Source organism: Acidobacteriota bacterium, from assembly GCA_016208495.1.
In the GTDB taxonomy this organism is placed as follows: domain Bacteria; phylum Acidobacteriota; class Blastocatellia; order Chloracidobacteriales; family Chloracidobacteriaceae; genus JACQXX01.
In genome coordinates this window covers 42529-57056 of sequence record JACQXX010000116.1, presented here as the reverse complement: position 1 = coordinate 57056, position 14528 = coordinate 42529, and the positions used below count along the sequence as shown (strand labels likewise).

Here is a 14528-nt window from a genome sequence, read left to right as displayed (position 1 = left end):
TTGCTCCCTTGAAAGTGAATAAACCGTTCCACCCGGTCAGCGTGACGCGGGTAAACCGGAAAGTAAGACCCACCCTGGAAGTTCCAGGTTTAGAAACGAATCACGGTGTCTGGTCCGCCTTCGATATGGACCGTATCGACAAAGCGGACTTGATGGGGTTCGGTTTTCATGACCAGCGAGGCGGTTCGTTTTCCAGTTCCGAAGAATCGAACGCCGCGAAGCACTTTGCCATCGGTGACACCAGTCATTAAAAAGAGGATATGGCGGCCAGGGGCCAGGTCATCGGTAAAGAATACGCGAGTTGGGTCTGATAACCCCATGCTTTTCATCCGATCCAGGGTCTCGGAGTCATCCGTGACTTTGGAGTGATCTTCCTGGTGTAATTGATCTTTGAGGACAAACCGGGCCTGGATCTCACCATTCAAGCATTTCATTGCGGCGGCTGTCAAAACACCTTCGGGGGCACCCCCAATTCCCATGACGGCATGAACCCCGGATCCCCCCACGGCAGCACTGATTCCGGCAGAGAGGTCGCCATCCGAGATAAGCTGGATGCGCGCGCCGGCTTCGCGGATATCCTGCATCAGTTTCGCGTGGCGTGGGCGGTCGAGAACCGCAACCACGAGGTCTTCAATGCTGCGGCCAAGTCGTCGGGCCAGGATTTTCAGATTCTCTTTGACGGGGGCGTCAATCCGAAGGCAGCCGCGGGCAGCCGGTCCCACCACCAGTTTATTCATGTACATATCCGGGGCGTTGAGCAATCCGCCACGTTCGGCGGTGGCCAGGACCGAAATAGCGTTGGGTGACCCGGTGGCGCACAGATTGGTTCCTTCAAGCGGATCAACGGCGATGTCAACCGCCGGGTAGGGATTGCCTTCGTCGGGAAGTTCGGCACCGATTCCAACCCGCTCACCGATGTAGAGCATGGGGGCTTTATCACGTTCGCCTTCGCCGATCACGATTCGACCGTTAATGGGGACGGTCCGCAACGCATCTCGCATGGCTTCGACGGCCACGTGGTCAGAGTACTTGCGTTTCCCCTGGCCCATCGTTCGCGATGAATCAATCGCGGCGAGTTCAACGACGCGCAGGAATTCAAGTGAGAGTGAAGGGGGAAGTGATTGGCTTGGTTTCATGCTGAGCTCCTTATGAGAAAAAGACGGGTGGGATTAAAGAGTAAAGATAAAATAACACGCTGATTAAAAACCGCTTAAAAACCGCGGGTCGAACAAATATCACACTGATCGCAGGCTTTTCGCGCTTCCATGACGCAGGTTTTGGGGCTCAAAAATTCAAGAATTTCCCCTAACTGGTCAGGTGTGAAAAGGAGTCGTTCCTGGCTTGGATGAAGGGGGGCGGGGGGGCTCAATGGGAGTGGGATGGAAGTGAAACCCGGGGAAGGCGTGACGGCCAGATTTCGAATGACCTTCTGGGAAATCTCGCGAGCCAGTTGATCGAGAATTGGATCGGTTTGATATTCGGTCATAGAGGGTACACAAGCCAGCAATAAGAGTGTCTGATAATCGTTAGGTCGAGAGTGGCCCGCAGGGCTCAATCTGATCCACAATGCCAATAATGGCAGCATCAATGGCGGCGCCTTCACGCCCGGTTGAAGTCGTCGAAGCACTCCATCCTTCCTGCACCACGACCACGCGATCCCCAACCCCGGCGTCGAGAATGTCAAGCGCCAGGAAATTCCCGCCTTGATCCTGACCATCCGGTGTGATGGGTTGAACCAGAAGCATTCTGCCGCCTGCATACCGCTCGTTTTTTTGAGTTGCCACTACATTACCGATGACTCGGGCCAGGAGCATAAGGAAATCCGGAATTGAATCAAGAATTGAATTGTGGAGGTGGATTAGGTAAAAATGCACCGGTATCTTACCACAGCGCAAAAGCTTAGGAAAAGGATGTAATTTGGAACAACCAGTTCCCGGTTGCATATTTCAGAAACGAACACCACCGATGGCGGAAAATCTGAATGAAACGATGGCTGAAAGAGCCCGGTTTTTCCGCCTCCAGGGGAGATTCAATGTCCGCACCCTATCGAATAACATTAGGAGTCACCGGCTGTATCGGGGCGTATAAAGCCGTACTTGTGTTACGTGAGCTCCAAAAAGCTGGAGTGGAGGTGACGGTTGTGATGACACGCTCAGCGGTCGAATTTATCCAGCCACTGACATTCCAGGCCCTGTCCGGAAAGCCGGTCATCACTGACATGTGGAAGCGCGACCAGGATTCAGAGATAAAACACATTGCCCTGGCCCAAAATACCGACTTATTGCTGGTTTCGCCGCTGACTGCCAATACCATGGCCAAATTTGCACAGGGAATTGCGGATGATTTTCTTTCCACACTGTATCTGTCCGTAACATCGCCGGTGTTGCTGGCGCCGGCGATGAACGTTGAAATGTGGCGACACCCGGCCACCCAGGAAAATCTGGAGCGCCTCAGACAACGCGGTGTCGCCATCATTGAACCCGAGGCCGGCTATCTGGCCTGTGGCATGGTTGGGGAGGGGAGGCTGGCGGATCCAACCGTCATTGCCCAACAAGCATTGGAGCTGGTTCAGGTCCGAACGGATCTGTCAAATGAAGTGGTTCTGATAACAGCCGGACCCACAATTGAAGACCTTGATCCGGTTCGATTTTTAACCAACCGATCATCCGGCAAAATGGGATATGCCCTGGCTGAAGCAGCCCGCTCGCGTGGGGCAACGGTCATCCTGATTTCGGGGCCAACCCGGCTTGTGCCCCCTTCCGGAGTCACTTTTGTTTCAGTTCGAACCACGCGCGAGATGTATCAGGCAGTACTCGATCACCTGCCCGGCAGCACCATCGTTTTAAAAGCGGCGGCAGTGTGCGATTTTCGGCCCAAAACTCCAGAACTCAATAAAATCAAAAAGCGCACCGTGTTTTCCCTTGAATTGGAAGCAACTGAAGATATTCTGGCTGAAATTGGACGACGACGAACGCCAACTCAAGTCATTGTGGGCTTTGCGGCTGAAACCGAGCACCTTGAAGCCCATGCCGCCTCAAAACTTCAGCGGAAAAATGTTGATCTCATCGCGCTCAATGACGTGAGTCGAACCGATATCGGCTTCGATGTTTCCAACAATCAGGTTACACTCTTGGGGCGTGATACCAGCCGTCGTCAACTGCCATTGCTTTCCAAGCGCGAAACCGCCGACCGAATTCTGGACGCTGTTCTCGATTGGAAACAATCGCGGACTCTGGCGACCACTCCCATTTCTGGAAAGTAGTTTATATGGATGTGAAGCAACCAACCGGTGCCCAGACTCACAGGCCCGAACCGGATGTGGAACCACTCAAAGTTCTGATTGTTGACGACGAAGCCGATATCCGGTTGATTTGCTCGGAAGTGCTGAATGAGCACTATCTGGTCAAATCCGTAGCCGATGGAAGTGAAGTCCCTCCCATGCTGACCAGTTTTCGTCCTGACATTATTGTTTCTGATTTAAAAATGCCCCGTGAGGGAGGGTTGAGTGTTCTCCGAAAGGCCAAGCAGGAATGTCCGCTCATTGAAGTCTTGCTGATCACTGGCTATGGGCGTATCGAGGATGCCATCGAAGCCATTCAACTCGGCGCCAGTGATTTCCTGCTCAAGCCGTTTGATATCAATCAGTTGCAAACTGCCGTCGGACGATGTGCCGGTCGGATCCGCCTTCGCCGGCAAAACCAGGACTTGCAGCAAGCCAATCGTGAACTGACCAGGCTCAACGATTTAAAAGAAAAGTTTTTGCGGTTGACCAGTCATGAGTTACGCGGACCGCTGACCGTTTTGCAGGGGTATTGCGATCTGCTTCCACTCCTGGCCGACTCACCCGCCGAAGTAACATCGGCAACTGAGGCGATGTCGCTGGCGGTCAACAGTCTCGGGTCAATCGTTGAGAACCTGACGACGTTGCTTTCAACCTACCAGGAAACACTTCTGATTGTCGGACAACCCCTTCGGATTCAGAAGATTGTGGAGCAGGCGGTTGAAGAGGTTCGGGCCTATGCCGCCCATCGAGGGCATACCATCACGATTGAAGATACCGATATGCTGTCGCCGGTGATTGGTGATCGCCTTCGGTTACGGCAGATATTGCGGGAACTGCTTTTAAACTCAGTGAAATTCACCCCGGATGGCGGATGGATCCGGGTAAAAATTCACCGGTTGGCGGAGCCTGGCTGGTTTGCCCTGGTGGTCGAAGATTCCGGGATTGGAATTGAACCTTCAGCCCTGAGTCGAATCTTTGAGGCCTTTTATGAACAGCAAAATTCGATTCATCACAGCACGTCGCGGACCAACTTTCGAGGTGGGGGAATTGGGGTTGGGTTAACACTGGTGCGTGAAATTGTAACCACGTATGGCGGGCGAGTCGGAATTACCAGCGAACCTGGCAAAGGGACTGAAGTGGTGGTTTCGTTGCCATCTTTGCTTCAAACGTCTTCCGCCTCGGCGATCCTCAGGTAATACCATTTTGGAATGAAACCATGGTATCAGAGAACAGTTAAATTATTTGATCAAATAGAGTTAGTGGACTACTGACTACGATTTACTGACTACAAACCGGTATAAGTCCTCTGTCAGCCCGTCTTCAACTTGATGTCGGCCCAGGCTGCCGCTCATCAGCGCCAGGGTAAGGGAGCAGCATCCGATCTGGAAAGGAAACAAGAGACAAGAGGAAAGAGGACAAGTGGAAAAACATTCTCCCGCTCCCAACTGGAGAGCATTCACGCTCTCAACGTCGGTGGGATGCTCTTCTCCGTGTCTCCCTGTCTCCTTGTCACACACCGACTCACCTTTCCTTATCCTGTTTCCTTATCCTGGCGCTTATCAGGCTGCCGCCGGACTCGGAGCAGTGAAAAGATAAATTCCGATTCTAAATGCTCGACCTGGAAGCGAGGGTCGGTCTCCAGTTCAGGTCGGAGAACCGATGGAAGTATGACCAGGAGGCTCTCAGTCGAGGATGTGAATTTGAGCAGGTCATCCGGATGGTCAAAGCGATTTGGTTCCTGGTCAGCATCGCAACAATAGACCCGATCCGGGAGATAAAAAACCGGGGCATATTTACGGCATTTATAAAAGGTTATCAGTTCGCCAGGCAGAATCGCTTTGCGTGCGGTGACCGAGAGATGCTTCAGGGACTCCCGTCGTTCCAGAGTGGGAAAGAGTTGAAGCGCGACAACGACCACAAGCACGCCCATCCCACCGCACAGAAGTCCATAAAACCCTGACTCAATGCGAAAGGCCGCCAGACCAAGGCCGATGATTCCAATACTGCCAAGCACCATGATCACCCCGCCCATCTGACCTGGGTCCGTGACGAATTTACCGCCAGCCATCCACGCGGCAACCGCAACCGCCAGTACCAGAAGTGAAGTTCCGGCTACCAGCCAGCGCCGGGGGCCGGCATAGTCAGCGGTGCTGAGTTTTTCAATCGATGTTCCCACCATCAGCGCGGCAGCCGGCCAGATCGGGAGCAGATACCCGGGAAGCTTTGATCCGGAAAAACTGAAAAACAGAAGTGGAAAGAGCACCCAGCAGGTGCAGAAACAGGCAAGTTTCAAAGAAGTCTGGGACGCCAGGGGTGTCGGTCGGTTTCGAAGAAGCCTCAGGTGCTCGGCGAACCCATGGAGCCAAAAGAGCGTCCAGGGAAACAGGCCGCCAAGCATAACCGGAAGGTAAAAATAAACCGGCCCGGTATGATGATACTTGTCCGAGGTATAGCGCTGGAAATGGTGGGCGATAAAGAATTCCTCAATAAACAAGTACCCATGCTTCCAGATCACCGGACCATACCAGAGGCTGGCCGAACACACCATAAGTCCGCCGCCGATCAGCCAGTGCGTCTGGTTCACCCGCTGGAAAAAGTTACGAACTGAGGTGGACGTCATCATCAGATATCCACCAATGATGCCGGCTGGAAGAACCACTCCAATTAACCCTTTGGCCAGAAGGCTGATCCCAAGAAAGATATAACATATCCACAACCAGCGCTGATCTGTTCTGGCTGGGGAAAGATCCCACCATAAAAAGGAGCCAAGGGTTACGGATAAACATACAGTCAGGGGAAGATCAAATGTCCCTCCGCGGGCAAAACCAAAATAAAAGCAGGTTGAAGCCAGCGCCGCCGCCGCCCAGAAGCCACACCGCTGACTATGAACCCGGGTGCCGAGCCAGTAGATCCAGAGAACCCCAGCCAGTGCCAGACAGGCTGAGGGAAGTCGAACGGCCCATTCCGAAACGCCGAACAGGCGATAGCTGAGTCCCATCAGCCAGTAAACCAGGGCTGGTTTCTCGAACCAGGTGTGCCCCAATAAGGTTGGGGTAACCCAATCGCCACGATCCATCATTTCACGGGCGACCTGGGCATATCGCGGCTCATCGGGCCCAAGCAGCCCGACACTTCCGAGATGGAAGAAGAACGTGAGGCCAGTCAGGGCGATCAGGAAACAGACATTGAGTGGTGGTGTGCGACGGGAGAGCGGGTTGGTTTGATTCACGGGAAGAAACGAAAAACTGGTTGCCGGGATGGTTTTTCGGCAACCAGTCAGGTTGAAAATCAAGGTTGAAAACTAGAACGGGATATCATCTTCACCGACTTCAGCCGGGGCATCGGCATCCAGGTGCGCCGCCGCCGAACTCCCGCCACCCGCCGAGCGGGTGAATGATTCCCGACTTCCCTGGCTGGGTGACCCGCCGCCGGCTTCATTTCGGGTATCAATGAAGTGTAGTTCGGTTCCGGTCACTTCCAGGCTGGTGCGAGTGACTCCATCCCGATCCTGCCATTCGCGGACCGAAAGCCGCCCTTCAACGTACACCTGACGCCCCTTGGCCAGATACTTGCTGGCCAGTTCCGCTTTTTCGCGCCAGAGCGTGACTCGAAACCAGGTCGTTGATTCATTCGCACCTGAGTCGCCCCCAGGTTTGGCGTCGCGTTTGCGCTCGGAGGTCGCAATCGAAAAGGTGCATACCGGGACGTTCTGGGCGGTATAGCGCAGTTCAGGGTCGCGTCCTAAATAGCCGACGATGATAATCTTATTGAAAGACATTGGTACTCCTTGGATTACGCTTGATCGAAGAACCTGAGCGGCCAGGCCCAGGCCAGTTTGGGGGTTGAACCTGTGCGGGAAGAGGAGGCAAAGATCCGATGGACTTCTTAAAAGCCCAGGGGCTTAGCCCTGGTCACCCCACAGATGTGCTTGATAAAATGCCAGGACACGCTCCCAGGCATCCTGAGCATCGGCTTCTCGATACACTTCGGGTCGCGTGTCATTAAAGAAGGCATGGTCAGCTTCAGCGTAGATATGGAATGAATAGGGTTTTTGATGCTGTTGAAGTGTTTGTTCAAGCTGATGAACGGAATCAACCGTCACAAAAGAATCTTTTCCGGCATACAGGCCCAAAACCGGTGCTGTCAGGCTGGCAATATCCGGGGTGACACCTGGGAAGCCGCCGTAAAAGATGACACAGGCGCCGATTTCAGGATTCTTGCAGGCAGCATACAGTGAAAGGAGACCACCCATGCAAAACCCGACGCTCCCGACTTTTGGAAAACCGCTGGTTTGTGGTAAAGCCAGCAGTCCCTGGATGGCGACCTGCATTTCACGGGCCGCCTCATCAATGCGCAGGCTCATCATCAGTTTTCCAGCCTGATCAGGGCCGGTTGCCTGCTGGCCGTGGTAGAGATCAGGAGCAAACGCGGTATAGCCCGCAGCGGCAAACCGGTCGGCGATTGATTCAATGTGGGGCACCAGCCCCCACCATTCCTGCAAAACAATCACTCCGGGGCCGGAACCGGAAACGGGTGTAGCCAGGTACCCATTGACGGTGAGTCCGTTAGCGGTGAATTGTGTTCTGTTTCCCATGAGGATGATAGCTCTTCTCCTTGAAAGACTTTTGACGGACGACTTTACCAAGTGCGGTGACGGCTTGACAAGTCCCGGCTGATTTCCGGATGATGATCTCTTTTCTTACCCGACACCACCATTCAGAGGTGGCCTGTAATCGCTTCAATTTCAGACCAATAAAGCCGACTGGGAGATTGTCGTGGCCTCAGATCTTCCGTTTGACTTGTGATGTGTCCTTTAAAGGAGACCCAGGAGAATGCACCAGCCTGACCTCAATCGAGATGTTTTCTCACCGATTAAATTATTCAGCCACATGGATCGAATGCACGACTGGTGGCATGGTCGCACCGTGTATCCGGTCACGATGGAACTCAGCCCATCTACCATTTGCAATCATTTTTGTACGTGGTGTATGCACGGCGGGTATTTCGGCTCCCATAAAGGTGACGATAAATCCCTCAAGGCGTACCCGGACAGCAGCGTGATGCCCCTCGATTTTTATCGAACTCTGGTCGATGAACTCTTTGAACTTGGCATTAAGTCAATGATCTTTTCCGGGAGTGGAGAACCATTTGTCAATCCAAACCTCATGGAATTTGTTGAGTATACCACGCTCAAGGGCATTGAAACTGCAATCATAACCCACGGTGGGTTGTTGACTCCGAAAAAAGCGGAAGTGGTAGCCAGGCATTGCACCTGGATTCGAATTTCACTCAATGCCGGCACCGCCGAAACCCGAAAAGCCGTGCATAAAGTGGATGACTTTGAGAAAGTCCTTCAAAATCTGGCCGATCTGGCGTCAGCGAAAAAACGACACCAATCGAGGGTCCATATCGGCGCGCAGATTGCAGTTTCACCTGAGACCCAGGGAGAACTCGATCTTGCCGTGCGCCGGGTGAGAGAAACCGGGATTGATTATTTTCAAATCAAGCCGGTCATTTTGCACCCGATGTCATCGCCAACGCAGTATGATCATGATTTCTATAGTCAGGTTTTACAGGAAGCCAGGGCAACCAAACAACACGAAACAAATGACTTTAAGGTTTTCGTCAAGGAAGATCAGTTTGCTGGAGTTTTAACCCCTGACTATGAACGAAGTACCTACAAAAAGTGCTACGCGAACTTTTTCCCCGTAATTGAAGCAAATAAAAAGGTTTATTATTGCTCTCAAACCCGAGGGCTTCCCGAGTTCTGCCTGGGCGACCTGGCAGTCCACTCCTTTCGTGAAATCTGGGAGAGCGAACATCGCCAGAAATTAAATGAAGGGATTGATATCTCCAAATGTCAGCCGATTTGTCGCTGTCACCCAATCAATAAGATGATGTGGACACTGCGTCATCCAAATAACAACGTGAATTTCGTGTAACGTACAGAAGGGAATTTGATGCCATGTCCCGGTACTTTGAACCCGTTCTGGTCACTGGTGGCGACGGATATCTGGGCCTGGTGGTGCGTGCATTTTTTGAGGCCGATTCAGCCTCGCGGCGGCGGGGGTGGGATTTTCTTGATCCGGTTCGGGCTCATCAGTTCCGCCAGTACCGAACCGTGATTCACCTGGCGGCTGAAACCAGTAAGTCACCTCAAGCAGCCGGAAGCTGTTTTCATGTAAATGCCCAGGGGGCTGGGTTTCTGGCTCACCATCTGGATCAAGGGCAAACCCTGATCTTTGCCTCAACCAAAGACATCTACCATTCACACAGTGACGGTGAGGTATCCGTTTCGGAAGCCTGCCCCACCACCTATGACCGGCAGAATGCCTACGCCTGGTCAAAATGGCTCGGCGAAGAGTACCTCCAATTCCATGCCGCTCAGCGGGGGTTCAGGTTGGGGATTTTTCGATTGTCGACTATTTTCGCGCCCCCATCAGCCGGCAATCGTGGTGGGTGGGTTTCGGGCTTTGCGCAATGCCTGCGGGAAGGGAAACCGTTGCACTTAAAAGGACAGGGAAGGCAGGTTCGAGACGTATTGCCGGCGCGGGAGTTAGCCCGGGCCTTTCAGCTTTTTCTGCAATCAGATCACCCCGGAGGTGTTTTTAATATTGGCGGCGGCCTCGATTTTTCCGGTACGCTTCTTGAATTTGCCCATCGAATTGCCGTTGTTCAAGGGCTGGATCAGTCGCTGATTGCCGGAATCGACACCCCACCAGGGAAAGACGAGCAAGAGCGCTATGTCTCCGACCTCGGAAAGATTGGCCGCGAGTTGGGATGGTCGCCCGACTTTGATCTCGATCAGGCACTCCGGTCTGTATAATTTCAGATAAAGCGACGACAGCATCCCATTCTTATCTGGCTGAACTGGGCCGCAGGCTGACATCCGTCGGTGGCTCCCATTCAACCTTAAAGCAACAACACCGCCCGCCTTGCTGAAGGCATTCGGTGATTTCAACCGTGACCTCCTGACCACCACACAACTCGACGGCATGCTGAAAATACCCCAATCCGCTTTCGCAATAATGCGACGGTGGAGGTTCGGGGTATTCGAGTTTGAGAAGGACGGTTTGGCGTCCCCCAGGGTCGCTTGATTCGGGTTGATGGTATGACGCCTTTCCAAAATCCTGGTAGGTTTTGTTCATGACCGCAGACAGATTCAAGAGCGCATGGATGTCCTTTTTCATGAGGGGTTCATACGCCCCGCCTAAATTCAAATCTGCCGAAAACCGACCTAGCTCTTCGAAAACGTTTGGATAGTGTCCGCCCAGTTCGGCGGCAATTGCCAGATCGAGACGAACCAGGATTGCCAGCGAGTACCACTCACCAACATAAATTGTTTTGCAGAGCAGATTTTGGTCTTCGGCAGGTAACAGCCGCAAGATTTTCTTGAGCGTCTGAACACCGTGTTTGATGTGGAGAAATAACAGCCTGGATTTAATCAGGCTTCCTTGGATGCGATGTTGAGCGGCGGTTTCAAGCTGGGATTCTGGGTTGGAACCGGATTGACAGCAAACGGGTCGGTTAGGCATAGGAAACAGGCTCGACTTGGTTTATTGGACTTGGGTGGAAGGGTTGGTCAAGATACCTGGTAGGGTAACTGAACGGAACCGAAAAGAAAAGTTACAGATTGGGCTTTGGATCCGGATATTGTGATACATAATACCTATTATCGGACTCAATAAAAATCTCATCTTGACTGCCCAAATCCACAGTCCCCTCACCTGATTCTATGACTGGGCTCGCGGGTGACATCGCTGATATACCTCTTTGAGCCGATCATTCGTTACGTGCGTATACACTTCGGTCGTGGCGATATCACTGTGGCCAAGCAAAACCTGCACCGATCTCAAATCCGCACCGTGCTCCAGCAAATGGGTTGCAAAACTGTGGCGCAACATGTGTGGCGTAATATGCCCGATTCCAGCCTGATTTCCATAGTCCACTATCATTTTCCAGCACCCCTGTCGCGTCATCGGCTTCCCCTGCGGTGTGATAAAAACCAGCTCCGAGCCAGATGATTTTCCTTTTTCCTTGAGTGCTCCTGTTCGGACCGGCCAGTACTGATTGAGATATTGAATCGCTGATTTCCCCAATGGCACCTGGCGCTGCTTGCTTCCTTTTCCAAAACAACTCAGAAACCCCACCTCGCAATTGACATCACCCAGTTTGAGCGTCACGACCTCCGACACCCGTAATCCAGTCGCATACATCACCTCCAGAATGGCCCGGTCCCGCTTCCCAACCTCAGTCCCCAGGTCAGGCTGCGCCAAAAGCCGGTCAATTTCCTCGACGGTCAGAAAATGCGGCAGTTCCGAAGCCCACTTTGGCGTTGGCAAATGAACGGTCGGATCCGTCTTTCGAAACCCATCCAGCAGCAGATATTTGTAAAAATTCCGAACCGTGACCAGGACGCGTCCGATTGACCGCCAGTCCAGCCCGCCTTCACGTAACACTTGAATAAAATCAACCAGATCCTGCCGTTCAAGCGTTAAAAGATCCCGCTGGCGCGCATCGCTAAACCCCTTTAATTTCTCTAAATCCCGCCCATAGGCTTCCAGGGTATTGACTGACAACCCCCGCTCGACTCGCAAATAATCCAGAAATGCTTTCCCAAGATCGCGTGCCATTTCGAGTCTCCCTCCCGCTCCGGTGATGTATCCGGGTTGATGTTCCACGTGACACTCTACACGTAACACTTGAAGTTCCACGGTCTACCTTGTGGATTGGCGGCTTGGCCAAAGGAACAGATTCCTTGACCCGGCTTCGCTCCTTTCGTACACTCCCGCTTTTCCCTCAAGGAGTCGTATTCCGGTTATGCCCATCAAAGTCGAAAATCAGGCGTCGGTAAAGGTCACCACCAACCTCGAAGCCCTCATTCAGAGCGTGTTTGACGCGGTCCCTCAAGAACATACTCGCGGCATTGGTAAAGTGGTCATCGTTGACCGCATCCAGGAAAAAGCCATCGCCAAAGAAATGCGCGAGAAACTTCCCTGTTTGTACCATCCAAAGGCCATGGGCATGCCCGCCTGGTTTGAAATCGCCCTCGCCACCTTTGTCGAACAGAAAGGTCTGGTCAAGCGACTGGCCAGCCGATTGAACTTAAAGACCAACCTTGCCGGCGCCACGCTTTCCCTCATCGGCCAGCATTACCACTTCACCCTCTCGCATGGCCTGAAGCCCAACCAGCGTGAAAAAGCGGTCCGCACCTATATTGAAAAATATTTTACCGTCTGGCGAGACCTCAATAGCGGGTGGCGAGCCAAAGTATTCAAGCCGATCTACCCTTACCTGGATCGCTTTGGCAAGTGGATGTCAAAACACTACCAGCACCAACTGCGCAAACAACAAAGCCAGGCCAAGCCCTCCAAATAGCTTTCCGCCTGGCCTGCTTCCATCTCCGTGGAACCCGGGCTCATCCGTCATTCCTCTCGGTCCCCCTCCTGCTCTAACTGCTCAACGATTCGCCGCAAGGCAGTTAAGACCTCCTCACGCTCGACCCGAGACCGCTTAAACTTCAACTCCAGCGTAAACTCGCGCGCCGGTGACTGAAATTTGAACAGAAAGGGCTTGGGTCTGCCCTGAGTTGGCGGCTTGCTGACCCGACGAACATCATCCCGGGTCAACCCCTGGCTTTGAATCCGGGCAATCAGCGCCCGCCGCTCATCCTCACCTGGTTGACGCACAATTTGCAGCAGGGTTGATTTCGAGGAAATCTTCGCCGCCCGACACAATTCCTTGATTTCATCCGAGAGCGAACTGATCGAAAGCGCCTCCGTGATCGAGGACCGGGACTTTCCGATTTTTTTGGCCACCTCATCGTGGGTATATTCAAACCGGTCAACCAGCGTCGCCAGCCCCTCGGCTTCCTCAAATGGGGTCAGATCCTTGCGCTGGAGGTTCTCAATCAAGGCAATCTCCGCCACCGCCCGATCATCCACATCCATTTCAATACAGGGCAACTCGGTTAATCCAGCCATCAGACTCGCTCGATACCGACGCTCCCCCGAAATAATCATAAACCGTCCACCGACCTGACTGGGACGCACCAGCAATGGCTCCAAAACACCTTTCTCCCGAATTGAGGCCGTCAGTTCAGTCAGGTCGCCAATTTCCATTCGCGGCTGGTTCGGGTTCGGCTCCAGGCGGTCAATCGAAATCATTCGTCCGATTGGCGCCCCGGTCCGCTGCCATAACTCCTCGACGTAATGTGCCTCATGCCGCATTTTGACGGTTGTTGGAAGCCCTCGCTTAGACACGATTGATTACCTCCTCACACAAGGTTGCATATTCGACCGCACCACTCGATTGTGGTGCATAGGTAAAAATGGATTCCCGGTACGCCGGGCTTTCCTCAAGTCGGACGGATTTGGTAATCACGGTATTGAAAACCCGCTCACCAAAGACCTGCCGAATCTGCTGAAAAATATCTCTGGACAGCGTTGTCCGCTTATCGTGAAGCGTAATGACCACCCCCAAAATATTCAGATTCGGGTTCGGTCGCGACTTGACCTTGTCAACCGTTTCCAATAAGTCATCCGTCCCCTCCAGCGCAAAATAGGATGACTGGATGGGAATCAGAACATGCGACGAGGCCACCAGGGCGTTGACCGTAATCAACCCCAACGTGGGCGGCGTATCCACCAGGATAAAATCGTATCGGGCGTTGACCGCTTCAAGCCGGTCTTTTAATCGAAACGGCGCGTCGAACTCCCCTGCCAGTCGGGTTTCAAACTTGGCCAGACTAATCCGGGCCGGCAGAACATCGAGCCCCTCAACCGGACTGCGGTGGATGACAATCTCCGCTGGAATTGATAAATCGGTTAAAAAGTCATAGGCCGAGAGCTCTATTTTGGATTGATCGAGGTAAGAAAGCGTGCTGTTCCCCTGGGGATCCAAATCCAGCAAAAGAACCCGTTTCCCACGCATGGCCAGGGCCGCCGCCAGATTGATCGTGGTCGTGGTCTTTCCAACGCCACCTTTCTGATTGGCAATCGCAATCGTGGCGGCACCTTTGAGAGGAACCGGCGCTGCTTTTCGTTCAGATTTCAGAGACTTGTTTTTCATTGGGATTTTGAACCAAACCTGGAACTACCGATTTTCAGAATAAGAAACCACGCGAAAAAGAAATCCAACTCTTTCAATGGTTTCTCAACGATGCCCCGCCAAAACACCACGGAACGATTGATCTGAAAAGCGATACTTCCAGTCAGTGTGCGACGAAACAGTGTCGCTCCTTTCT

General features: G+C 53.0%; 14 protein-coding genes. 5 read left to right on the top strand and 9 right to left on the bottom strand.

The features are described 5' to 3' along the window. Nucleotides 1-89: 89 nt before the first annotated feature. Both glpX and HY774_24155 read right to left on the bottom strand, forming a co-directional pair. A complete protein-coding gene (gene glpX / locus HY774_24160) occupies nucleotides 90-1136 on the bottom strand; it encodes a class II fructose-bisphosphatase (protein MBI4751588.1) in 1047 nt (348 codons plus the stop codon). A 390-nt stretch (nucleotides 1137-1526) separates the two neighbouring features. Further along, entirely contained in the window at nucleotides 1527-1814 is a 288-nt protein-coding gene (locus HY774_24155) for an ethanolamine utilization protein EutN (protein MBI4751587.1), read from the bottom strand. Between the two features lie 218 nt (nucleotides 1815-2032). On the opposite strand from HY774_24155, the gene coaBC reads away from it, so the two are divergent. Together coaBC and HY774_24145 are read left to right on the top strand one after the other, a co-directional pair. Beyond that, nucleotides 2033-3262 carry a bifunctional phosphopantothenoylcysteine decarboxylase/phosphopantothenate--cysteine ligase CoaBC gene (coaBC, locus tag HY774_24150; GenBank protein MBI4751586.1) on the top strand — a complete coding sequence of 410 codons (1230 nt, stop codon included), beginning with the start codon at nucleotides 2033-2035 and terminating at the stop codon, nucleotides 3260-3262. Nucleotides 3263-3267: 5 nt separating this feature from the next. Continuing rightward, nucleotides 3268-4479: a response regulator gene (locus HY774_24145; protein MBI4751585.1), complete on the top strand. Its 1212-nt coding sequence runs from the start codon at nucleotides 3268-3270 to the stop codon at nucleotides 4477-4479. Nucleotides 4480-4814: 335 nt separating this feature from the next. Here HY774_24145 and HY774_24140 read toward each other — a convergent pair whose 3' ends face one another. The 3 genes from HY774_24140 to HY774_24130 all read right to left on the bottom strand — a co-directional run bounded on the left by HY774_24140 (nucleotide 4815) and on the right by HY774_24130 (nucleotide 7877). After that, nucleotides 4815-6512 (bottom strand): glycosyltransferase family 39 protein, encoded by a 1698-nt coding sequence (locus HY774_24140; GenBank protein MBI4751584.1) that lies wholly within the window; start codon nucleotides 6510-6512, stop codon nucleotides 4815-4817. A 72-nt stretch (nucleotides 6513-6584) separates the two neighbouring features. Further along, complete coding sequence (locus tag HY774_24135) at nucleotides 6585-7061, bottom strand: single-stranded DNA-binding protein (protein MBI4751583.1); 477 nt, start codon at nucleotides 7059-7061, stop codon at nucleotides 6585-6587. Nucleotides 7062-7184: 123 nt separating this feature from the next. Then, the gene (locus HY774_24130) at nucleotides 7185-7877 is read right to left on the bottom strand and encodes a dienelactone hydrolase family protein (GenBank protein ID MBI4751582.1); all 693 of its coding nucleotides are present in this window, start codon (nucleotides 7875-7877) and stop codon (nucleotides 7185-7187) included. Between the two features lie 238 nt (nucleotides 7878-8115). Here HY774_24130 and HY774_24125 point away from each other — a divergent pair, with 238 nt between their 5' ends. Then, nucleotides 8116-9225, top strand: coding sequence for a radical SAM protein (locus HY774_24125; GenBank protein ID MBI4751581.1), 1110 nt, complete (start codon nucleotides 8116-8118; stop codon nucleotides 9223-9225). Between the two features lie 23 nt (nucleotides 9226-9248). Continuing rightward, complete coding sequence (locus HY774_24120) at nucleotides 9249-10109, top strand: NAD(P)-dependent oxidoreductase (GenBank protein MBI4751580.1); 861 nt, start codon at nucleotides 9249-9251, stop codon at nucleotides 10107-10109. Between the two features lie 31 nt (nucleotides 10110-10140). Here the strand turns inward: HY774_24120 and HY774_24115 are convergent, their stop codons facing one another. Together HY774_24115 and xerD are read right to left on the bottom strand one after the other, a co-directional pair. Continuing rightward, complete coding sequence (locus tag HY774_24115; GenBank protein ID MBI4751579.1) at nucleotides 10141-10818, bottom strand: hypothetical protein; 678 nt, start codon at nucleotides 10816-10818, stop codon at nucleotides 10141-10143. A gap of 198 nt (nucleotides 10819-11016) precedes the next feature. Continuing rightward, complete coding sequence (gene xerD / locus HY774_24110; GenBank protein ID MBI4751578.1) at nucleotides 11017-11916, bottom strand: site-specific tyrosine recombinase XerD; 900 nt, start codon at nucleotides 11914-11916, stop codon at nucleotides 11017-11019. A 187-nt stretch (nucleotides 11917-12103) separates the two neighbouring features. On the opposite strand from xerD, the gene HY774_24105 reads away from it, so the two are divergent. After that, complete coding sequence (locus HY774_24105; GenBank protein MBI4751577.1) at nucleotides 12104-12661, top strand: hypothetical protein; 558 nt, start codon at nucleotides 12104-12106, stop codon at nucleotides 12659-12661. Between the two features lie 47 nt (nucleotides 12662-12708). On the opposite strand, the gene HY774_24100 is transcribed toward HY774_24105, so the two are convergent. Both HY774_24100 and HY774_24095 read right to left on the bottom strand, forming a co-directional pair. Beyond that, nucleotides 12709-13545 carry a ParB/RepB/Spo0J family partition protein gene (locus HY774_24100; protein ID MBI4751576.1) on the bottom strand — a complete coding sequence of 279 codons (837 nt, stop codon included), beginning with the start codon at nucleotides 13543-13545 and terminating at the stop codon, nucleotides 12709-12711. Then, complete coding sequence (locus HY774_24095; GenBank protein ID MBI4751575.1) at nucleotides 13538-14353, bottom strand: ParA family protein; 816 nt, start codon at nucleotides 14351-14353, stop codon at nucleotides 13538-13540. Before HY774_24095 ends, HY774_24100 begins: the two co-directional genes overlap by 8 nt. Nucleotides 14354-14528: the final 175 nt, after the last annotated feature.

What these genes read in the sequence shown, in the direction of transcription:
- HY774_24145 (MBI4751585.1), top strand. Translation starts at nt 3,268, where the DNA reads ATGGATGTGAAGCAACCAACCGGTGCCCAGACTCACAGGCCCGAACCG.
- HY774_24095 (MBI4751575.1), bottom strand. Translation starts at nt 14,353, where the DNA reads ATGAAAAACAAGTCTCTGAAATCTGAACGAAAAGCAGCGCCGGTTCCT.
- HY774_24155 (MBI4751587.1), bottom strand. Translation starts at nt 1,814, where the DNA reads ATGCTCCTGGCCCGAGTCATCGGTAATGTAGTGGCAACTCAAAAAAAC.
- HY774_24105 (MBI4751577.1), top strand. Translation starts at nt 12,104, where the DNA reads ATGCCCATCAAAGTCGAAAATCAGGCGTCGGTAAAGGTCACCACCAAC.
- coaBC (MBI4751586.1), top strand. Translation starts at nt 2,033, where the DNA reads ATGTCCGCACCCTATCGAATAACATTAGGAGTCACCGGCTGTATCGGG.
- glpX (MBI4751588.1), bottom strand. Translation starts at nt 1,136, where the DNA reads ATGAAACCAAGCCAATCACTTCCCCCTTCACTCTCACTTGAATTCCTG.
- HY774_24125 (MBI4751581.1), top strand. Translation starts at nt 8,116, where the DNA reads ATGCACCAGCCTGACCTCAATCGAGATGTTTTCTCACCGATTAAATTA.
- xerD (MBI4751578.1), bottom strand. Translation starts at nt 11,916, where the DNA reads ATGGCACGCGATCTTGGGAAAGCATTTCTGGATTATTTGCGAGTCGAG.
- HY774_24120 (MBI4751580.1), top strand. Translation starts at nt 9,249, where the DNA reads ATGTCCCGGTACTTTGAACCCGTTCTGGTCACTGGTGGCGACGGATAT.
- HY774_24115 (MBI4751579.1), bottom strand. Translation starts at nt 10,818, where the DNA reads ATGCCTAACCGACCCGTTTGCTGTCAATCCGGTTCCAACCCAGAATCC.
- HY774_24135 (MBI4751583.1), bottom strand. Translation starts at nt 7,061, where the DNA reads ATGTCTTTCAATAAGATTATCATCGTCGGCTATTTAGGACGCGACCCT.
- HY774_24130 (MBI4751582.1), bottom strand. Translation starts at nt 7,877, where the DNA reads ATGGGAAACAGAACACAATTCACCGCTAACGGACTCACCGTCAATGGG.